The organism is Rhizobium sp. 01N48, from assembly GCF_056399145.1.
In genome coordinates this window covers 96,242-115,295 of record NZ_JBFTQT010000010.1, presented here as the reverse complement: position 1 = coordinate 115,295, position 19,054 = coordinate 96,242, and the positions used below count along the sequence as shown (strand labels likewise).

Genomic DNA, 19,054 nt, shown 5'->3' with positions numbered 1-19,054 from the left:
CGAAAAAAGCCGGGGCGCAGCCATGACGCGAATAAGGTTGCATTTATGAATGAGTTAAACCTTTAGTAACGCAACTAGCGTGTCAAGCGGACGCCGCCGATAAACGCCTGGATTGCACCTAAAGAGGTAGGCCACGGCGGGAGCGGCGGCCTCCAACCCCCTACCCAGCATAAGCAGTGCGCCACAGCGGCTTGTCCTTAAAACTGAACCAATGGCGCTGATCCTGCCCGTTCAGCACCGCGATCACAGGCGTGCCGCCGCCGACATTTCCCTTCAGCGCGGCCACCGCCTTGCGCGCGACGTTCTGCGGCGTCCGCGCCCAGCGCACCACGAAGAGCGCGACATCGCAGAGCCTCGCCAGATAGAGCGCATCCACAGCCGCCTCGACCGGCGGCGTGTCGATGACGACGTAGTCGAAATGCAACCGTGCTCGCGAGAGAAGCGCCCGCACCCGCGCGCTCATCAGCAGCTCGTCGGTCGCAAACTCGGCCGGCCGCGCGCCCAGGATAACGGAAAGGTTCGTGGCGTGGTCGACGGCCACCATGCTGGCAAGCCCCGGATCGGCTTCGCCGCGCAACAGATTGACGAATGCGGGCGTCGGCTCGCGATCGACGTGGCGGTGAATGCTGGGCTTCCTGAGATCGCAGTCGATGAGCAGCGTGCGCTTTCCGGCAAGCGCATAGGTCCGTGCCAGCGCGGTGGCGAGTGTCGATTTCCCCTCCCCCGGAAGGCTGGAGGATACCATGATCACGATGCCCTCCTCGCAGGCATCCTCCAGCACAGGATGCCGGCTGAGAAGCGCTTGCTCGACCGACACCCGGATCCGCCGGATCGATTCCGAAAAGACCGACAGCGGCGCGGTCATGATCCGGTCCGAGAGCCCGCGCCCATGTGGCCGCTCCAGCTCGCCACCCTCTTCATGCGGCACGACCGAGGCCAGCTGAATGTTCAGCACCGCCTCGACCTGGTCCTCCCCGGTAAATCCGCCAACAAAGAACTCCCGCAGGAAGCCCGCCCCGATACCGAACCCCAGCGCGACGAGGCTCATGACGGCAAGGATTGCAGCCACCCTCGGATAGGATGGCTCGATCGGCGGCAAGGCCTCCGAAATCACCCGGCTGTCGGCCAGTTGCAGGCTGGCCTGCGCCTCGAAATCCTGCAGTCGGGTGAGCAGGTTCTGATATTGCGCCCGCGCGATCTCAGCCGATTGCTGCAGGCTATAGAACTGCGTCAACGTCTCGGAAGGTGTCGGCAGCTGCGGCGTGCTTGCCGGTAGCGTGGCCGCTCGATTGAGCTGCGCATCTGCGACGCGCAAGCCCATATTGCCGTTGCTGAAGGCATCGCGCATGCCGGCATTGGCGGCAAGGAAGCCATCCAGCCGCCCCTCGTGGCTCGCAAGGCTGTCATTGGCGGCACTCACCCGTGCCTGCAGGCTGTTGCGGGCCGCGATCGTACCCGCCACCTTGGCGTCGATCTGATGCCTGATGTAAACCGAAGCCACGCGGTTGGCGAGAAGCGCGGCCTTCCCGGCATCCTCGGATGTGACGCCAACGGTGATGAGATAGGTCAGCCCCTCGCGACGGACCCGGACCGCCTCCTTGAACGAGGCCAGCGTCTCGCGCTCGGCGTCATCGGTGGTGTGAGAGGATGCGCCGCCGAAGCGAGCCAAGATGCCCGTAAGGTAGCCGGATCGGGGTGCGAATTCCGTGTCATCAACCAGCCTGCCCTCGCGCACGACATCGAGAAGCACGGCATCGGACTGCGCGATCCGCACCTCCCCCTCCACCCGCGCGTTATCGGAAGCGCTGGCGATTGCCGCGCTATCCGGCGCCAGCAGGTTCTTGGCGCTGGTGTCGACAACGACAAGCGCCTGCGCCGTATATCGCGGCGTCAACACCGTCAGGACGATGGCTGTCAAAGAGAGAATGGCTGCGGCGGTGGCCAAGACCACCCATATCTGGCGACGGAGAAGGCCTGAAATCATCCTGAGGTCGGCAATATCGCTCATACGAATGCATTCCTCGGAAAATGAAACCTATACCCGCTCCAGTATCAATGATGAAAAATTACCACAGAAGATTGAGGGCATGACCCTAGATCAAAGTGGTAGCGCGCAAGAAGCCATCGGGCAGACCCCGAAAGGCCTCCCCGATGATGTTCTTATCTGTACGGCTCGAAGAGCGCCTTGATCGCATCGACCTCGTTCGGCCGGATCTCGTGTCCGCCGGGATGCCACACGGTCGTCACATCAGCATTCTGGCGCTCGTAGTAATCAGCCAGCGCCTTCGTGACCGGCACGGGGCTGATCGGATCGCGCTCGCCGGCGGTGATCAGCACCTTGCGTCCCGCCAGACCGGCATTCGCCTTCGGCTGGAAGGGAATGAGCGGATGCATCAGCGCCGACGCATCGAACAACCCTTTCTCGATCAGCACGTTGGCGAGAATGTTCGCGCCGTTCGAAAAGCCCAGCCCGAGGATCGCCGAAGCCTGATGCTCCCTTGCGAGCTCGCTGACGTAACCCGCCATCTTGTCGGTCGCCCGCGCCAGATCGGCCATATCGTAAACGCCCTCGCCGGTGCGCTTGAAGAAGCGCGCGGCGCCGTATTCCGACACATCCCCACGCGGCGAGACAATGGTTGCCTCGGGCAGAAGCTGCCGCGCGAAGTCGAAGAACTGGTTCTCGTCTCCGCCCGTCCCGTGCAGGGTGAAGAGAATAGGCTTGCCCGCGGCACCGGCATGCAGCCGGTGCACATATCCATGATCGGTCATATCGATATCCCTAGCTTATGCTTCCAGCGGTTCGAGATGCTGTTCCAGCAGCGAGCGCAGATGCTCGTGCTGCGTCGGCAGCTTCAGCGCCTCGCCGAGATGCGCCGTATCCTCGTCCCGGTCGAAGCCCGGTTCGTTGGTGGCGATTTCAAACAGCACGCCGCCTGGCGTGCGGAAATAGATCGCCCAGAAGTAATCGCGGTCGATAACCGGCGTGACCTGGTATCCGGTGTCCATCAGGGCCTTGCGGACCTCCAGCTGCTTCGCGCGGTTTTCGACGGCGAAGGCGACGTGATGCACCGAGCCCGCGCCCGGAAGCGCCCGCGAGATGTTCGGCATCGTCTCAAGATCGATCAGATGCGCGCCGTTGCCGCCTGGGATGGTCAGGCGCTTGACGCCGTCGCGCTCGTCCTGGACCTGATAGCCCATGAACTTCAAGAGTTCCGATGTCGCGCCGTCGTCGCGCAGCCGCATGGCAACTGAATGGAAGCCACGGATCGCCTGATCTTCGCCGATACCACCATGCGTCCAGGGCAGACGGGCGTCGTCCTTGACCTCGACCAACGCAAAGCCGTCACCATCGGGACCGGCAAAGTTCAGCCGCTTCTCGCCGAATGTTTCCTCAGCCTTCAGACCCGTCACATTCAGCTTGGCGAGACGATCGCTCCAGAAGCCGATCGAACCCTCGGGAATGGAATAGACCGTCGTTCCGACTTCGCCGGTGCCCGGACGGCCCTGCGCCATCTTCGGGAACGGGAAGTAGGTCATGATCGTGCCCGGCGCACCGTTCTCGTCGCCGTAATAGAGGTGATAGACGTCGGGAGCGTCGAAATTGACGGTCTTCTTGACGCGGCGCAGACCGAGCGCGTTGGTGAAGAATTGATTGTTCGTCTGGGCGTTCGCAGCCATCGACGTAACGTGATGAAGACCCTTGATCTGGTCGAGCATTTGAGACCCCTTTCTGGCCCGCCTGGCGGGCTGTTCGATGGGTCATAGATGATCCTTTCGCGGCCGTTGGAATAGTCCCAGCGACCGGAACGCATTGTCTACTTTTAGTGAACGATGAGAGGATGTCGTTCATCGCAAGCTATTCATCGTCAGGATTTTCAGGAAGCTGCCAATCGATCGGCGCACGGCCATGCTCCTCAAGAAAGGCATTCGCCTTGGAAAAGTGATGGCAGCCGAAGAAGCCGTTATGCGCGGAAAGTGGCGACGGATGCGGCGATTTGAGAACGAGATGCCGGGATGTATCGACGAACGCCGCCTTGCGCTGCGCATAGGCGCCCCACAAGATGAAGACCACGGCGTCGCATTCATCGTTGACCTTGCGGATGACGGCATCGGTGAAGGTCTCCCACCCCTTGCCCTGATGCGACGCGGCCTGCGCCTCCTCGACCGTCAGCACGCTGTTTAATAGCAGGACGCCCTGCCGCGCCCAATGCTCAAGAAAGCCGTGGCGCGCCGGCGTAATCCCGAGATCGGCCTGCAACTCCTTGTAGATATTGACAAGCGACGGCGGAATTCTAATGCCCGGCTGCACGCTGAAACACAGGCCATGCGCCTGGCCCGCGCCGTGATAGGGGTCCTGACCGAGGATCACGACCTTCACATCTTTAAGCGGTGCCAGATCAAGAGCCTTGAAATATTCTGATCCCTTAGGAAAAATCCGTTTCCCCATCTGCTTTCGCTCGATAAGGAAGTTTTTCAGCCTTTGCATGTAGGGCTGCTCGAACTCGGTGGACAAGGCGCTCTTCCAGCTGTCTTCGAGTGCGATCGTCTGTTCATTCATGCAATTGCCTCCGCCGGCTCGCCAAAAACGAGCTGTAAACTTGCGTCGAAAAGGGATTTGGCGGACATTTTACCGGTCGCCGGCCATCAAAGTTTACGAACTTTGGGTAGTCTGCTTTTAAAACATGGTCGAATTCAAGCGTTGCCGAGGGCTTATTCAGAATGAAATTTGGGACAAGCGGGCTTCGAGGCCTTTCCGAGGATCTGAAGGGCCGGGCATCGGCGCTCTATGCGAGGGCGTTTGGCCGCTATCTGCTTGAAAGCGGGCGGGCAAAGGCGGGTGACCCGATCCTTATCGGCCGCGACTTCCGCGATTCCAGCCCCGAGATATCAGCCGACTGCATCAAGGCGCTCGGCAAGCTCGGTTTTGCGATGGTCGATTGCGGCACGGTGCCGACGCCGGCGCTGGCGCTCTACGGCCTGCATCTTAGCGCCGCCTCGCTGATGATCACCGGCTCACACATCCCCGCCGACCGCAACGGCATCAAATTCTATCGGCCCGACGGCGAGATCGACAAGGCCGACGAAGCCGCGATCACGGCAGCCGCTGCCGATCTCGACCGCACCGGCTTCGAATGGCCGCTGGGCGACCGGCAGGCCGAGGATCAGTCGAGCGCATGCCTCGACCTGTTTACGAAGCGCAACACCAACCTGCTGCCCGCCAATGCGCTTGCCGGTCTGAAGGTCGGCGTCTACCAGCACAGCACCGTCGCCCGCGATCTCATGGTCGACCTGCTCAAGCACTTCGGCGCTCAAGTCACGGCTTTCGCGCGCTCCGAACACTTCATCCCCGTCGACACCGAAGCCGTCTCGGAAGAAACCGTTGCGCTGCTGAAGCAGGCAGCAACCGACCACGGCCTCGACGCCATCGTGTCTGCCGACGGCGATGGCGACCGGCCGCTGGTCACCGATGAGACCGGCACCCCGCTGCGCGGTGACCTCCTTGGCCTGATTGCCGCCAACTTCCTCGGCGCGGACGCCGTAGTGACACCGGTGACCTCCAACTCCGGCATCGAAGCATCAGGCTCGTTCAGCGTCATCCGCACCCGCGTCGGATCGCCCTTCGTGATATCAGGCATGCAGGAGGCGCTGGCATCGGGCAAGACCGGTGTCGTCGGCTTCGAGGCCAATGGCGGCACGCTGGTGGCAAGCGATTTCGAGCTCAATGGCACCACGCTGCTGGCCTTGCCGACCCGCGATTGCTTCCTGCCTGTTCTGGCGACGCTGGCGCAGGCGGCCGCAAACAAGCGCCCCCTGTCTTCAATCGCATCGGGCTACGCGCTCCCCTTCGCCGCCGCCGACCGGCTTGAGAACTTCCCGGTCGAGACCAGCGCGAAACTGATGGCGCATCTGCGCGCAAGCCCCGCCAATCTCTCCGATTTCCTGCAGCCGATCGGCCAAGTCGAAAGCACCAGCGACATCGACGGCCTGCGCGTAACGCTTGCCGACAAGCGCATCATCCACTTCCGCCCATCGGGCAATGCGCCGGAGATGCGCTGCTACGTGGAAGCGGAGACGGAGAGCGCTGCCACCGACCTTCTAACAGCCGGCTTGGCGCGCATCCGCGCCTGGGCCAGCGCAAACTGATCAGCGATTTAAGACCATTCGAGGACACATCCAGATGACGCAGAAGATCGTTCCGATAATCATGGCAGGCGGCAAGGGCACGCGCCTGTGGCCGCTGTCGCGCGCCGCCGCCCCCAAGCAGTTCATCCGCTTCATTGGCGATACCACCCTTTTTCAGGAAACATTGCTGCGCGTCTCCGACAAGACACTCTATGAGCCGGCGATCGTCATCACCAACGAGGAGTTCCGCTTCCTCGTCGCCGAGCAGGCCCGGGAGCTCGATATCTCGCTGTCGAGCATCCTTCTGGAGCCGATGGCCCGCAACACGGCCGCAGCGGTTGCCGCAGCCGGCGCGCTGGTGCGCGACCGCTTCGGCGAGAGCGCGATCATGCATGTGCTGGCTTCGGACCACGAGATCGACGCCGACCAGGTCTATTTCGACGCGGTACGCGCCGCGATTGCCGCCGCATCCGCAGGCAAGCTCGTCACCTTCGGCATCAAGCCGACGGAACCGGCAACCGGCTACGGCTATATCGAAGGCGGCGAGGCGCTGCCAAGCGGCGCGCTGTCAGTCAAGCGCTTCATCGAGAAGCCGCCGCTTGCGAAGGCCGAGGAGATGCTGGCATCGGGCGGCTTCTACTGGAACTCCGGCATGTTCATGTTCCCGGTCACCAAGCTGCTCAGCGAAATGACGACCTTCGCGCCTGATGTCCTCAAGGCTGCCGGCGAAGCGGTCGCTCAAGGTGTCAAGGATCTAGACTTCATCCGCCTCGACAAGGCGGCCTTCGCCGAGAGCCCGGATATCTCCATCGACTACGCGGTCATGGAGAAGACAAAGAACGCTGCCGTCGTTCCCTCGCCGTTCCAGTGGTCGGATCTCGGCAGCTGGGATGCGATCTGGAAGAGCGGCAATCCTGACGAAAAGGGTAATGTCGCCGCCGAAAACACCACCGTCGTCAACACTCGTAACTCGCTGGTCATGACCCACGGCGTGCATCTGGCGGTCAATGGCATGGACGACGTCGCCGTCATCGCCAGCGAAGATGCCGTCTATGTCGGTCACCTCAAGGACAGCCAGGACGTCGGCGCCATCGTCAAGATGCTCGCCTCCAAGCCGGCAACATCGAAGCTCACCGAGACGCACCCGACCTCTTACCGTCCCTGGGGCGGCTACACCTCGATCTTCAACGGCGACCGCTTCCAGGTGAAGCGCATCTTCGTCACCCCTGGCAAGAAGCTGTCGCTGCAAAAGCACCACCACCGCTCCGAGCACTGGATCGTCGTCAAGGGCACGGCCGAGGTCACGATCGGCGAGAACGTGCAGATGCTGCGCGAAAACGAATCGGTCTATATCCCGCTGGGCGAAGTCCATCGCCTCGCCAATCCGGGCAAGATCCTGCTCGAACTGATCGAAGTCCAGACGGGCTCCTATCTCGGCGAAGACGACATCATCCGTATCGTCGACGAGTTCGGCCGCAACTGACCTCTTGGTTGTCTTGAACTTATAAAATTACCTCTGTAACACCGTCATGGCCCCGTCGATCGGCGAGGCCGTGATCGGTGTTTGAGGAAAATTTCCATGCGTATTGTGATGATCGGCTCGGGCTATGTGGGCCTCGTCTCGGGGGCCTGCCTCGCGGATTTCGGCCATCATATCACCTGTGTCGACAAGTCGGCCGCCAAGATCGACGCGCTAGAAGCGGGCCAGGTGCCGATCTTCGAACCAGGCCTCGACACGATCATCGCCCAGAACAGAGCCGCTGGACGCCTGGATTTCTCCCGGGATCTCGCAGCCCCCGTGGCCGCTGCAGACGTCGTCTTTATCGCGGTCGGCACGCCCTCGCGCCGCGGCGACGGTCATGCGGACCTGAGTTACGTCTATGCGGCGGCGCGTGAAATTGCCGCATCGGTGCAAGGCTTCACCGTCGTCGTCACCAAGTCGACGGTCCCCGTCGGCACCGGTGACGAGCTCGAGCGCATCTTCCGCGAAGAGTTCCCCGACAAGGACATCGAAGTCGTGTCCAACCCGGAATTCCTGCGCGAAGGTGCCGCCATCACCGACTTCAAGCGCCCGGACCGCATCGTGCTTGGCACCGAGGAGCCGCGCGCCATCGAGGTGATGCGCGAAGTCTACCGCCCGCTCTATCTCAACGAAGCCCCGCTCTATTTCTGCGAGCGCCGCACCTCCGAGCTGATCAAGTACGCGGCCAATGCGTTCCTGGCCATGAAGATCACCTTCATCAACGAGATCGCCGATCTCTGCGAGCAGATCGGCGCCGACGTGCAGAAGGTCGCCAAGGGCATCGGCATGGACAAGCGCATCGGCGACAAGTTCCTGCATGCCGGCCCCGGCTATGGCGGCTCGTGCTTCCCCAAGGACACGCTGGCGCTGGTCAAGACCGCGCAGGATCACGACAGCCCGATGCGGCTGATCGAGACCACCGTTGCCATCAACGACAACCGCAAGCGCGCCATGGGTCGCAAAGTGGTCGCCGCCTGCGACGGCAACGTGCGCGGCAAGAAGATCGCTATATTGGGCCTGACCTTCAAGCCGAACACAGACGACATGCGCGACGCGCCCTCGATCACCATCATCCAGGCGCTGCTCGACGGCGGCGCAACGGTTCACGTCTATGATCCCGAGGGGATGGATGCGGCGAAAGACTTGCTCGGCCCCGTCGTCTACGGCAGCGACCCTTACGAGATCGCCGAAGGCGCCGATGCGCTGGTGCTGGTCACCGAATGGGAGGAATTCCGCGCGCTTGACTTCAAGCGGCTGAAGACCCTGGTCAAGACGCCGGTGCTGGTCGATCTGCGCAACATCTATCCGATCGCCGAAGTCACCAGACATGGCTTCAGCTACTTCGCGGTCGGCAAGAAGAGCAAGGCATAACCAAAAGCAGGCAGGGCATGAGCATGCGGTATTTCATCACCGGAACGGCCGGTTTCATCGGCTTCCATCTCGCGCGCCGGCTTCTGCAGGACGGCCACGAGGTCACCGGCTTCGATGGCATGACGCATTATTACAACATCAAGCTCAAGCATATGCGCAACGCCGCCCTCGCCCAGTTCCCGGCCTTCACGCCGGTGACGGCGATGCTGGAGGATCGCGCCGCACTCGAGCAGGCGGTCGCGGCCGCAAGGCCCGACGTGATGATCCACCTCGCCGCCCAGGCCGGCGTTCGCTACAGCAACGAGAACCCTGAGGCTTATCTCAACTCGAATCTGATCGGCTCCTGGAACATCCTGGAGATCGCCAAGAACACCGGCGTCTCCCACCTGATGCTGGCCTCGACCTCCTCGATCTACGGCGCCAATCCGACCGTTCCCTTCCACGAAACCGACCGCGCCGACGAACCGCTCACCTTCTACGCCGCGACCAAGAAGTCGATGGAGCTGATGGCGCACAGCTATGCCCATCTCCACAAGATCCCGACCACCGCCTTCCGCTTCTTCACCGTCTACGGCCCTTGGGGCCGGCCGGATATGGCGCTCTTCAAGTTCGTCAAGAACATGCTGGAGGGCCAGCCGATCGAGATTTACGGCGAAGGCAAGATGAGCCGGGATTTCACCTATATCGACGATCTCGTGGAATCCGTTGTGCGTCTCTCGGCCGTCGTGCCCGCCGAGAGCAATCGCGTCGCGTCCGAGAAGGTCGAAACGCTGTCGCACCAGGCGCCGTTCCGCATCGTCAACATCGGCGGCGGCCAGCCGATCAGCCTGCTCGACTTCGTCGAAACCGTGGAGAAAGCCCTCGGCCGTCCGGCCAAGCGCGTCATGCTGCCGATGCAGCAAGGCGACGTGCCGCGCACCTACGCCAGCCCCGACTTGTTGCAGGCGCTGACCGGCTATACGCCGGGCACCTCGCTCGAACAGGGTGTGGCGGCCTTCGTGGAGTGGTATCTCGAAGCGCGCGGCGAACTCGCCACGGCAAGCTGATTATCAGCTTGTAACCAGCGCGGAAAACTTGGCGTCGATCTCCGCCGCCGGCACCGGCCTGCTCAGCGCAAACCCTTGCAACGCATCGCAGCCGAGCTTGGCCAGCGTCGCGGCATGCCGCTCGGTCTCGACGCCCTCGGCGATCACCTTGACGCCGAGCGCCTTGGCGATCTCGATGATCGACTTCACCACCCGCCGCTGCTCGTCAGACGTATCGATCGCATCCACCAGCTGGCGGTCGATTTTCAGCCGCGTCGGGCGCAGCCTGACGAGACCGATCAGCGAGGCATGACCGGAGCCGAAATCGTCGATCTCGATCTCGATGCCCATCAGCTTGATCCGGTCGACGCTCTGCATCATCTCGTCGTCGCAGTCGTCGAGGAAGATCGTCTCGATCAACTCGAAGACGATCGAATTATCAGGGATATCCAGCGCTTCCAGATCGCTGATCAAAAGCGGATCATAAAGCCGCTGGCCGGAGATGTTCACCGAAATCCTCGGCACATCGAAGCCATGTTGCTCCCATTCGCGGCGGTCCCTCAGAACGTGGCGAAGGATCGACGCGTCGATTTCGGCGGTCAACCCATGCTCATCGGCCACCTTCAGGAAATCCGCCGGTGCCAGAATGCCCCTCTCCTTGTGACGCCAGCGCGCCAGCGCTTCGAGCCCGACGATCTCCCGCGTGCGGGCGTCGAATTGCAGCTGGTAATAGGGAACGATCTCGCCCGCCGTCAGCGCCAGCTTGAGCTCCTCGGCGATCCGCCGCTTGCCCATCAGCTCGTCCTTCAGCCGCTGCGTGAAGAACTCGATGCGGTCGCGCCCGCCGCTCTTGGCCGCGTAGAGCGCCATGTCGGATTCGGCCAGAAGATTGGTATCGCCGCGATCCGCCGACCATGAAATGCCGATGGAACTGCCCGACTGCAGCATCTCATGCCCGAAGCGGATCTTCTTGCGCAACCGCTTCTGCACACGGCGCGCAATGTCCCGCAGTTCGTCCATGCTCTCGAAATTCACGAGCACGATGACGAACTCGTCGCCGCCGATGCGCGCCGCCATGCCAGTTTCAGGGAGCACCGCGGCGATCCGCAGTGCGGCTGCGCGCAACACGGCATCGCCGGCTGCATGGCCGTAGCTGTCATTGATCTGCTTGAACTCGTCGAGGTCGAGATGCAGCACCGCGAGCGTCGAGATGGTTTCGTCGTCGGCGAGTTCCGCGATCCGCTTGTCGAAGAAGCGCCGGTTCGGCAGACCGGTCAGGTAGTCGTGCTCGGCCGCATGCTCGATCCGCGCCGTGCTCTCCTCCAGCGCAAGCGCGCGGGCCTCTGCGACCTCGCGCTGCCGTGCCGCCTCGGCGTTCAAAAGCACGTCAGCGGTCACATCCCATTCCGCGCCGATGAACGAGGGCGCCCCCTCGTCGCTCACATAGAAATGCGCACGCGAGCGGATGTAGCGGATTTCGCCATTCGGCCAGACGATCCGGAACTCCGAATTGTACTGGCCTCGCTTGGCGATGGCGTCATTGAATTCCTGGGTGGCACGCGCGCGATCATCGGGATGGATCGCGTTCGACCAGATCGATGTCGGCACGGGACCGCTCCGCTGGCCGGAGTGATAGAGGCGATGCATCTGCACGTCCCAGGAGATCTCGTTCGATCGCAAGTCATGCTCCCAGACACCGATCTGCGACGCATCGAGCGCAAGCTCCAAACGCCGTAGAAGATCTTGAAACTCCCGCTCAGAGCGTCTGGAGTTCTTAGATGCCAAAGCCATTCATGCCTCACGCAACGTCAAAGCGAAACCCATCCCCGTGCCCGCCAGCAACCACGATCACCTACCAGTGATTGCCAAGTGTGACATTAATTAGAACACCCTAAAAATCTATCAATGATTGCATGACGGCGTACCAGCACTATTTATTGTTCGTCAGGGACCGTACCGACCATCAGGATTTTCCGCCTTCGCGGCCGGCCTTTCGCTCCAGCTGTAGCAGCAAGCCGCTGTGATCCGTATCGCCATTGCCATCCTCGACGAACGCGGCAAACTCCGCGCGCACGGCCTCGGTCAGCGGCAAGGTCAGCGCCAGGTTACTTGCCTCGGCGGCGATGTTGTTGAGATCCTTCAACTGCAGCCTCGAAGGGCCGGCGCCGCCGAAATTGCGCTCCACCATACGTTGACCGTGAATCTCAAGAATTCGGCTCTCGGCAAAGCCGCCGCGGATCGCCCGACGAAACGCCTCCGCCGACCCGCCACCGGCCTCGACCAGCATCATCGCCTCGGCGACAGCGCCGATGGTGATCGCCACGATCTGCTGGTTGCCCAGCTTGGCGAGCTGGCCGGTGCCGCTTGGCCCCACATGCGTCACCCGGCCGAGCGCGGAAAACACGTCGCTCAACGCATCGACGACATCGGCGCTACCGCCCGCCATGATCGCAAGCGTACCGGCCGACGCGCCGACGACACCACCGGAAACCGGCGCATCTAGGTGACGGATGCCACGTTCACTGAGCCTCGCCGCATGATCGCGCGCCGCCTCAGGCGTGATCGAGCTGCAATCGATGACGACCGCGCCGGGCGAAAGCGCCTCTGCCACACCTTGCGAGAACAAGACGTCGCCAACTGCATTGCCATCGCTGAGCATTGTGAAGACGACCGACGCTCCCTCAACGGCCAAAGCCGCTGTCGTCGCAACGGCAGCACCATCGACCCTCAGCGCCTCGGCCTTGGCGATGTCGCGGTTCCAGGCGGTGACGGCAAACCCGGCATCGAGCAGACGCCGAACCATCGGCGCGCCCATCAGCCCGGTGCCCAGAAACGCGATCGCCCGTTGTTGACTGCTCATCGGATACTGCCTTCCATTTCGTCTTCTATATGCACGCGAATGATCTCTTCGAAGCTCGTCTCCGCCACGAAGCCGAGGCGCGTTGCCCGCTCCGGCGCGAAGGCCCGCGCCCAGCCGCCGACGATCCTCATCACCAGTTCGTCCGGCTCGCGCCGGATCAGCGCCACCGCCTTGTCGCCCGCGATCGCCCGCAAGGCTTCGATCTGCTCACCGACCGAGGCGCTGACGCCGGGCATCGTCAGGCTTCGCTGCGCGCCGAGCGGTTCGAGATCGATGCTGGCGGCGTGGATGAGAAAGCCGACCGCCGAGCGCGGCGAGGCATGCCAGTGGCGCACCGTATCTGGCACCGGAAGAAGGGCCGGCTGTCCCGCCAGCGGCTCGCGGATGATGCCGGAGAAGAAACCGGAAGCAGCCTTGTTCGGCTTGCCCGGCCTGACGCAAATCGTCGGCAACCGAATGCCGATACCGTCGATGAAGCCGCGCCTCGTATAATCGGCAAGCAAAAGCTCGCTCATCGCCTTTTGCGTGCCGTAGCTCGTCAGCGGCGTCAGATTGAAATCGTCGGGGATAACGTCAGGCATCGGCGCGCCGAAGACGGCGATGGAGGAGGTGAAGACCACGCAGGGACGATAGCCATCCTGCAAATGCGCCAGACGGATCGCCTCGAACAACGCCCGCGTCCCCTCGAGATTGATGCCGTAGCCCTTCTCGAAATCGAGCTCGGCTTCCGCCGAAACGATGGCCGCGAGGTGGAAGATGATATCCGGCCGCGACCCGACGATCAGCGCCGCCTGCCCCGGCTGCGAGATATCGGCCGCACTCGCATCCACCCGCCCGGCAAAGCCGACAGGTGCTGCCGGCGCCACGACATCGACGAGCGTCAGCCGCCCGATCGCCTGCCCGGACAGTTGCCCGTCGGACACCAGCCGTTCGGTGAGCTTGCGCCCGATCATGCCGGCAGCGCCGATGATAGCGATATGCATGGAACCTCCTCTCGTGACGGGCGGCGAAGCAGTAACCACCCGTATCCCCTCACAATTGATAGGGCCGCCCGCGCCGATGCAAGCTCAAAAAGCCATGCTGCATTGCAAACAAAATGCTGGACATATCGCGCCGGATCCGTGAACCCGAGCCGACGAAATGCGTAAGGCTCTTCACGATGAAACTTCCCCCGCTTCCCTACACCTCGCTCGACTGGCATGCGCTGCCGGCCACCGAACACAAGGGCGAAACCGGAACGGCGATATGGAGAACGCTGAACAATGGCGATGTCCGCATGCGCATCGTCGAGCTCTCGCCGGGCTATCTGGCCGACCACTGGTGCGATCGCGGCCACATCGTCTACGTGCTGGAGGGAGAGGTGACGAGCGAGCTGAAGGACGGCCGGAGCTTCGTGATGAAGCCGGGCATGGGATACACGGTCTCCGACCACGGAGACGCCGCCCACCGGTCCAGGACGACATCGGGCGCCAAGATGTTCATCATCGACTGACCGTTCCTTCAAAACACAAAGGGCGGAACTCGCGTCCCGCCCTTTGCTCTATCCATTTGCGTCAGTAGCCTATTCGGCCGCCATCCGGATGACCTCGGCCCCACCATGGCCGTTGTGGTCGTCGTCCTTGTGCTGCACCAGCGGACGGTTGCCTGCCAGCTTGCGGATCAGCACGTAGAACACCGGCGTCATGAAGATGCCGAAGAAGGTGACGCCGATCATGCCGGAGAACACCGCCACACCCATGGCGGCACGCATCTCCGCACCAGCACCAGTCGACACGACGAGCGGCACGACACCCATGATGAACGCCATCGACGTCATCAGGATCGGGCGCAGACGCAAGCGGCTGGCCTCGACCGCCGCCTGAACAGGCGTACGACCTTCGAATTCCAGCTCGCGGGCGAATTCCACGATCAGGATCGCGTTCTTCGCCGAGAGACCGACAAGGACGATCAGGCCGATCTGGGTGAAGATGTTGTTGTCTCCACCGGTGAGCCAGACGCCGGTCAAGGCGGCCAGCACGCCCATCGGCACGATCATGATGATCGCGAGCGGCAGTGTCAGGCTCTCATACTGGGCAGCCAGCACGAGATAGACGAGCAGCAGCGCCAGCGGGAAGACGAGCACGCCCGAGCTACCGGCCAGGATCTGCTGGTAGGTCAGATCCGTCCACTCGAAGCCGATGCCCTTCGGCAGCGTTTCGTCGGCGATCCGCTCGATGGCTGCCTGTGCCTGCCCGGACGAGAAGCCCGGTGCCGGACCGCCGTTGATATCGGCGGCAAGGAAGCCGTTGTAGCGGGTCGTGCGTTCCGGTCCCGTCGTGGCATCGACCTTCAGCAGTGCCGACAGCGGGATCATCTGCCCCGAAGCCGAGCGCACCTTCAGCTGGCCGATATCGTCGGCATGGGCGCGGAACTGCGCGTCTGCCTGCACGCGGACGCTATAGGTGCGGCCGAAGGCGTTGAAGTCGTTGACGTAGAGCGAGCCCAGATAGATCTGCAGCGTTTCGAAGACATCGGTCACCGACACGCCGAGCTGTTCGGCCTTGGCGCGATCGAGGTCCGCGTAGAGCTGCGGGACGTTGATCTGGTAGCTCGAGAACAGGCCGGCCAGCTCAGGCGTCTGATACGCCTTGGCGAGGAAGGCCTTGGTCGCTTCATCCAGCGCGTTGTAGCCCAGGCCCGCCCGGTCTTCGAGCTGCAGCTTGAAACCACCCGTCGTGCCCAGACCCTGGACCGGCGGCGGCGGGAACATCGCGATGAACGCATCCTGGATCGCGCCGAATTTCTGGTTGAGCGTCATGGCGATCGCTCCGCCTGAGAGATCGGGCGTCTTGCGTTCCTCGAAGGACTTCAGCTTTACGAAGACGACACCGGCATTCGAGCCGTTGGTGAAGCCGTTGATCGACAGGCCGGGGAACGCGATGGCGTGTTCGACGCCGGGCGTTGCAAGGGCGATATCGCTCATCCGCTTGATCACGTCTTCGGTGCGGTCGAGGCTGGCGGCGTCGGGCAGCTGCGCGAAGCCGATCAGGTACTGCTTGTCCTGCGCCGGCACGAAGCCGCCGGGAACCGCGTTGAACAGGCCGTAGGTCGCACCGGCAAGCGCCAGATAGATCACCATGACGATGCTCTTGCGCGACACCAGACCGCCGACGCCCTTACCATAGGCATTGGAGCTGGCGCTGAAGGCGCGGTTGAAGCCGCGGAAGAACCAGCCGAACACGAAGTCCATTCCGCGCGTCAGCCAATCCTTCGGCGCATGGTGACCCTTCAGAAGAAGTGCCGCCAGTGCCGGCGAAAGCGTCAGCGAGTTGATGGCGGAAATCACGGTCGAGATGGCGATCGTCAGCGCGAACTGGCGATAGAACTGGCCCGACAGGCCGGTGATGAAGGCCAGCGGCACGAACACCGCCACCAGCACCAGCGCGATCGCGATGATCGGGCCGGACACTTCCTTCATCGCCTTGTAGGTCGCATCACGCGGCGACAGGCCGTTCTCGATATTGCGTTCGACGTTTTCGACGACGACGATCGCGTCGTCCACGACGATACCGATCGCTAGCACCAACCCGAACAGGCTGAGCGCGTTGATCGAGAAGCCGAAGACATACATGACCGCGAAGGTACCGATGATGGAGACCGGAACCGCGATCAGCGGAATGATCGAGGCGCGCCATGTCTGCAGGAACAGGATGACCACGATGACGACGAGCGCGATGGCTTCGAGCAGCGTGTCGACGACCTTCTCAATCGAAGCACGGACGAACTGCGTGGTATCGTAGACGATCTCGTATTTCACGCCTTCAGGCATCGCCAGCTGCAGCTCGTCCATGGTCTTGATGACCTGGTCCGAGATGGTGATGGCGTTGGAGCCGGGCGCCTGGAAGACGGGGATAGCGACGGCCGACTTGCTGTCGAGCAGCGAGCGCAGCGAGTAATCCGAGGCGCCGAGTTCGACGCGCGCGACATCGCGCAGACGCGTGATCTCGCCGTTGGCGCCGCTCTTGACGATGATGTTGCCGAACTCCTCGGGCGTCTGCAGACGACCCTGCGCGTTGACGTTCAGCTGGATATCGACACCGGTAAGGCTCGGCGACGCACCGATCGTGCCGGCAGCGGCCTGCACGTTCTGGGCGCGGATGGCATTGGTGATATCGCTCGCCGCCAGATTATGCTCGGCCGCCTTCTGCGGATCGATCCAGACGCGCATCGAATAGTCGCCCGACCCGAAGATCTGCACCTGGCCGACGCCCTCGATGCGGGCAAGGCGGTCCTTGACGTTCAGGACGCCATAGTTGCGCAGATAGGTGATGTCGTAGCGATTGTCCGGCGATGTCAGGTTCACCACCATCATCAGGTCGGGCGAACTCTTGACCGTCGTGATGCCGAGCGCGCGCACTTCCGTCGGCAGGCGGGGTTCTGCCTGGCTGACGCGGTTCTGCACCAGCTGCTGTGCCTGGTCGGGATTGGTGCCGAGCTTGAAGGTCACCGTCAGCGTCATCACGCCGTCGGATGTCGCCTGGCTGGACATGTAGAGCATGCCCTCGACGCCGTTGATCTGCTCTTCCAGCGGCGTGGCGACGGTTTCGGCGATGACCTTCGGGTTGGCGCCGGGATAGGTGGCGCGCACGACGATCGATGGCGGAACGACTTCCGGGTATTCGGAAATCGGCAGCGATCGCATGCCGATCAGGCCGGCGACCACGATGAGGACCGATAGAACCCCGGCAAACACCGGGCGGTCGACAAAGAATCTGGAGATATTCATTTCAAAGCCCTCTCCGGGATGAAATTTGGGATGCAACGACCCTCTCCGGCGGTTGGGGTACCGCCGGTAGGGGTAGAACTGGATGCTTGAAAGGCCCTCCGTGGCCGGGGCGGCCACCTAGCCCCTCCCCCTTGTGGGGAGGGGTTGAGGAGGGGTCTGCGTCTTACTTGGCCGCGACCTTTTCTTCCATCTGCGGTGCCACCACCGCGCCCGGACGAATGCGCTGCAGACCGTTGACGACGATCTTGTCGCCGACGGCAAGGCCGTTTTCGATCACGCGGTCGCCACCCTCGGCGATGCCGAGCTGGACCGGCCGGTAGCTCACCTTGTTCTCGCCATCGACCACGAAGACGAACTTCTTGTCCTGGTCAGTGCCGATCGCCCGTTCGCTGACGAGGATCTTGTTCTCGGCCTTCGGCTGGCCCATGCGAACCCGCACGAACTGGCCCGGGATCAGCTTGCCACCGGGATTGTCGAACACGGCGCGAACGCCGATCGTGCCGCTGGAAGCATCCACCTGGTTGTCGATCAGCTGCAGCTTGCCCTTGATCGGCGTGCCCTCATCGGCAAGCGTGCCGACTTCGACGGGGATCTGTTCAAGTGCCGGAACCGCGCCATCGGCGGCGGGAAGCTGGGCAAGCGCCTTGGCGACCATGCCTTCGCTGGCGCTGAAGCTGGCGTAGATCGGATCGACGGAGACGAGCGAGGCCAGCTCCGACGAGGTCGATCCGGCCGCGACCAGGTTGCCGACCGTCACTTCGAGCTTGCCGACGCGGCCTGCGACCGGCGCCTTGACCTCGGTATAACCGAGCTCGAGCTGCGCCGAGCGAAGAGCGGCCTGCGCGGTGCGAAGACCGGCCTGCGCTTCGGTGAACGCGTTCTGACGTTGGTCGAGATCGCTCTGCGAAATCGTCCGGTTGTCGGAAAGCCTGCGGCCGCGATCAAGCTCGATCTGCGCAAGATTGACCTTGGCTTCCGCCGACGCAACCTGGCCCTCGGCCTGCGATACGGCTGCCTCATAGGGTGCCGGATCGATGGTGAAGAGCAGATCGCCGGCCTTCACCAGCGCACCTTCGCGGAAATGAACCGACTGCACGGCGCCGGCGACCCGCGAGCGGATCTGGACGCGATCGACCGCCTCGAGGCGGCCCGAGAACTGTTCCCACGCGGTCACCTCGCGGCTGCCGACGACGGCAACGGTGACGGGCACCGCGGGAGGAGCCGCCTGTGCTTCGGCGGTTGCTGCCGTGGCGGTGCCGCTCATCGGCAGTTCGAAAAAGATTGCTGCGGCTGAAACGGACGCAACAAGGCTCAGACCGGCGCCCACAAGGGCCCAGCGCTTCTTACTGGACGTCATTGGTATTCTCCTTACGGCCCCCACGGCCGTG

At 62.9% G+C, this 19,054-nt stretch carries 14 protein-coding genes; 5 read left to right on the top strand and 9 right to left on the bottom strand.

The window, feature by feature from the left end:
• Positions 1 to 160: 160 nt before the first annotated feature.
• From AC1DOG_RS18925 to ung, 4 genes are all read right to left on the bottom strand, one after another.
• Positions 161 to 2,008: a Wzz/FepE/Etk N-terminal domain-containing protein gene (locus AC1DOG_RS18925; protein ID WP_477930196.1), complete on the bottom strand. Its 1,848-nt coding sequence runs from the start codon at positions 2,006 to 2,008 to the stop codon at positions 161 to 163.
• A gap of 152 nt (positions 2,009 to 2,160) precedes the next feature.
• Positions 2,161 to 2,769: an alpha/beta hydrolase gene (locus AC1DOG_RS18920; RefSeq protein WP_113008347.1), complete on the bottom strand. Its 609-nt coding sequence runs from the start codon at positions 2,767 to 2,769 to the stop codon at positions 2,161 to 2,163.
• Between the two features lie 15 nt (positions 2,770 to 2,784).
• Positions 2,785 to 3,717 carry a VOC family protein gene (locus tag AC1DOG_RS18915; RefSeq protein ID WP_477930193.1) on the bottom strand — a complete coding sequence of 311 codons (933 nt, stop codon included), beginning with the start codon at positions 3,715 to 3,717 and terminating at the stop codon, positions 2,785 to 2,787.
• 139 nt (positions 3,718 to 3,856) lie between these two features.
• Positions 3,857 to 4,558: a uracil-DNA glycosylase gene (ung, locus tag AC1DOG_RS18910; protein WP_477930191.1), complete on the bottom strand. Its 702-nt coding sequence runs from the start codon at positions 4,556 to 4,558 to the stop codon at positions 3,857 to 3,859.
• Positions 4,559 to 4,719: 161 nt separating this feature from the next.
• On the opposite strand from ung, the gene AC1DOG_RS18905 reads away from it, so the two are divergent.
• From AC1DOG_RS18905 to AC1DOG_RS18890, 4 genes are all read left to right on the top strand, one after another.
• Positions 4,720 to 6,144, top strand: a complete 1,425-nt coding sequence (locus tag AC1DOG_RS18905; protein WP_477930189.1) for a phosphomannomutase — start codon at positions 4,720 to 4,722, stop codon at positions 6,142 to 6,144.
• A 34-nt stretch (positions 6,145 to 6,178) separates the two neighbouring features.
• Positions 6,179 to 7,606 carry a mannose-1-phosphate guanylyltransferase/mannose-6-phosphate isomerase gene (locus AC1DOG_RS18900; RefSeq protein WP_477930187.1) on the top strand — a complete coding sequence of 476 codons (1,428 nt, stop codon included), beginning with the start codon at positions 6,179 to 6,181 and terminating at the stop codon, positions 7,604 to 7,606.
• A 96-nt stretch (positions 7,607 to 7,702) separates the two neighbouring features.
• Entirely contained in the window at positions 7,703 to 9,016 is a 1,314-nt protein-coding gene (locus AC1DOG_RS18895; protein ID WP_112945333.1) for a UDP-glucose dehydrogenase family protein, read from the top strand.
• A gap of 23 nt (positions 9,017 to 9,039) precedes the next feature.
• Positions 9,040 to 10,062: an NAD-dependent epimerase/dehydratase family protein gene (locus tag AC1DOG_RS18890; RefSeq protein ID WP_477930330.1), complete on the top strand. Its 1,023-nt coding sequence runs from the start codon at positions 9,040 to 9,042 to the stop codon at positions 10,060 to 10,062.
• Between the two features lie 3 nt (positions 10,063 to 10,065).
• On the opposite strand, the gene AC1DOG_RS18885 is transcribed toward AC1DOG_RS18890, so the two are convergent.
• The 3 genes from AC1DOG_RS18885 to denD all read right to left on the bottom strand — a co-directional run bounded on the left by AC1DOG_RS18885 (position 10,066) and on the right by denD (position 13,884).
• Positions 10,066 to 11,832, bottom strand: coding sequence for a putative bifunctional diguanylate cyclase/phosphodiesterase (locus AC1DOG_RS18885; RefSeq protein ID WP_477930185.1), 1,767 nt, complete (start codon positions 11,830 to 11,832; stop codon positions 10,066 to 10,068).
• A 172-nt stretch (positions 11,833 to 12,004) separates the two neighbouring features.
• Positions 12,005 to 12,901 carry an NAD(P)-dependent oxidoreductase gene (locus tag AC1DOG_RS18880; protein WP_477930183.1) on the bottom strand — a complete coding sequence of 299 codons (897 nt, stop codon included), beginning with the start codon at positions 12,899 to 12,901 and terminating at the stop codon, positions 12,005 to 12,007.
• A complete protein-coding gene (gene denD / locus AC1DOG_RS18875) occupies positions 12,898 to 13,884 on the bottom strand; it encodes a D-erythronate dehydrogenase (protein ID WP_477930181.1) in 987 nt (328 codons plus the stop codon). The genes AC1DOG_RS18880 and denD overlap by 4 nt, the downstream gene beginning before the upstream one ends.
• 176 nt (positions 13,885 to 14,060) lie before the next feature.
• Here denD and AC1DOG_RS18870 point away from each other — a divergent pair, with 176 nt between their 5' ends.
• The gene (locus AC1DOG_RS18870) at positions 14,061 to 14,393 is read left to right on the top strand and encodes a DHCW motif cupin fold protein (protein ID WP_047513919.1); all 333 of its coding nucleotides are present in this window, start codon (positions 14,061 to 14,063) and stop codon (positions 14,391 to 14,393) included.
• Between the two features lie 69 nt (positions 14,394 to 14,462).
• Here the strand turns inward: AC1DOG_RS18870 and AC1DOG_RS18865 are convergent, their stop codons facing one another.
• Both AC1DOG_RS18865 and AC1DOG_RS18860 read right to left on the bottom strand, forming a co-directional pair.
• The gene (locus AC1DOG_RS18865) at positions 14,463 to 17,666 is read right to left on the bottom strand and encodes an efflux RND transporter permease subunit (protein ID WP_289729228.1); all 3,204 of its coding nucleotides are present in this window, start codon (positions 17,664 to 17,666) and stop codon (positions 14,463 to 14,465) included.
• A 163-nt stretch (positions 17,667 to 17,829) separates the two neighbouring features.
• A complete protein-coding gene (locus tag AC1DOG_RS18860; protein ID WP_477930178.1) occupies positions 17,830 to 19,023 on the bottom strand; it encodes an efflux RND transporter periplasmic adaptor subunit in 1,194 nt (397 codons plus the stop codon).
• Between the last annotated feature and the right edge of the window lie 31 nt (positions 19,024 to 19,054).

Excerpts from the sequence above, each read along its gene's own strand:
- AC1DOG_RS18925 (WP_477930196.1), bottom strand. The coding sequence starts at position 2,008 with ATGAGCGATATTGCCGACCTCAGGATGATTTCAGGCCTTCTCCGTCGC.
- AC1DOG_RS18920 (WP_113008347.1), bottom strand. The coding sequence starts at position 2,769 with ATGACCGATCATGGATATGTGCACCGGCTGCATGCCGGTGCCGCGGGC.
- AC1DOG_RS18915 (WP_477930193.1), bottom strand. The coding sequence starts at position 3,717 with ATGCTCGACCAGATCAAGGGTCTTCATCACGTTACGTCGATGGCTGCG.
- ung (WP_477930191.1), bottom strand. The coding sequence starts at position 4,558 with ATGAATGAACAGACGATCGCACTCGAAGACAGCTGGAAGAGCGCCTTG.
- AC1DOG_RS18905 (WP_477930189.1), top strand. The coding sequence starts at position 4,720 with ATGAAATTTGGGACAAGCGGGCTTCGAGGCCTTTCCGAGGATCTGAAG.
- AC1DOG_RS18900 (WP_477930187.1), top strand. The coding sequence starts at position 6,179 with ATGACGCAGAAGATCGTTCCGATAATCATGGCAGGCGGCAAGGGCACG.
- AC1DOG_RS18895 (WP_112945333.1), top strand. The coding sequence starts at position 7,703 with ATGCGTATTGTGATGATCGGCTCGGGCTATGTGGGCCTCGTCTCGGGG.
- AC1DOG_RS18890 (WP_477930330.1), top strand. The coding sequence starts at position 9,040 with ATGCGGTATTTCATCACCGGAACGGCCGGTTTCATCGGCTTCCATCTC.
- AC1DOG_RS18885 (WP_477930185.1), bottom strand. The coding sequence starts at position 11,832 with ATGGCTTTGGCATCTAAGAACTCCAGACGCTCTGAGCGGGAGTTTCAA.
- AC1DOG_RS18880 (WP_477930183.1), bottom strand. The coding sequence starts at position 12,901 with ATGAGCAGTCAACAACGGGCGATCGCGTTTCTGGGCACCGGGCTGATG.
- denD (WP_477930181.1), bottom strand. The coding sequence starts at position 13,884 with ATGCATATCGCTATCATCGGCGCTGCCGGCATGATCGGGCGCAAGCTC.
- AC1DOG_RS18870 (WP_047513919.1), top strand. The coding sequence starts at position 14,061 with ATGAAACTTCCCCCGCTTCCCTACACCTCGCTCGACTGGCATGCGCTG.
- AC1DOG_RS18865 (WP_289729228.1), bottom strand. The coding sequence starts at position 17,666 with ATGAATATCTCCAGATTCTTTGTCGACCGCCCGGTGTTTGCCGGGGTT.
- AC1DOG_RS18860 (WP_477930178.1), bottom strand. The coding sequence starts at position 19,023 with ATGACGTCCAGTAAGAAGCGCTGGGCCCTTGTGGGCGCCGGTCTGAGC.